At 71.5% G+C, this 534-nt stretch carries 1 pseudogene; it reads left to right on the top strand.

From position 1 onward, the window contains the following. Positions 1-224 precede the first annotated feature (224 nt). Positions 225-534, top strand: a pseudogene (locus P3H78_RS33250) (hypothetical protein); the annotation flags it as partial.

The following is a 534-nucleotide window of genomic DNA, read 5'->3' as shown; positions in this document are numbered from 1 at the left end:
GACCTGAACCGGATTGCCAGGCACTGGGACCTCCACCGAGTCTGAGCCCCGCCGAGCAACCCGCACCGGGACCACCGGGCCCTCTCCGCACGAGCCGTCACCCCACAGCCGGCCAGCGCCCCGGTGCCCAGCACTTGGTGCTCTTGCCGAGCTAACCGGCCGTCCGGCCACCGTCCCCTCGCCCCGCCACGACGCAGGGCTGCCACGAGAAGGGACACCCGACCATGACCGCGCCCGACCTCAATGCCGGAGACCTCCCGCACCTGACCGCGGACCGCCCCCGCTACCGCTCGGCAACCCACCGCACCACCCGCGAGCTGTTCGGCCACGACGGACAGTTCTTCACCGTCCCTGGCACATTCCCCGGTGGCCTGCCCGACCACGTCGGCTTCACCGACGCCGTCTACGCCGTACTCCACGCTCCCAACCCCGCGACCGGCGAAGCCGAGTACAGCGTCCGTGACGTCAACGGACGGCGCCTCATCCTGGGAACCCCCGCCCCCGACCAGGACACCGCCATCCGCAGTGCTCTGT

It is taken from the genome of Streptomyces tropicalis (assembly GCF_029269835.1).
GTDB lineage: Bacteria > Actinomycetota > Actinomycetes > Streptomycetales > Streptomycetaceae > Streptomyces > Streptomyces tropicalis.
This window is presented reverse-complemented; position numbering and strand designations above follow the sequence as displayed.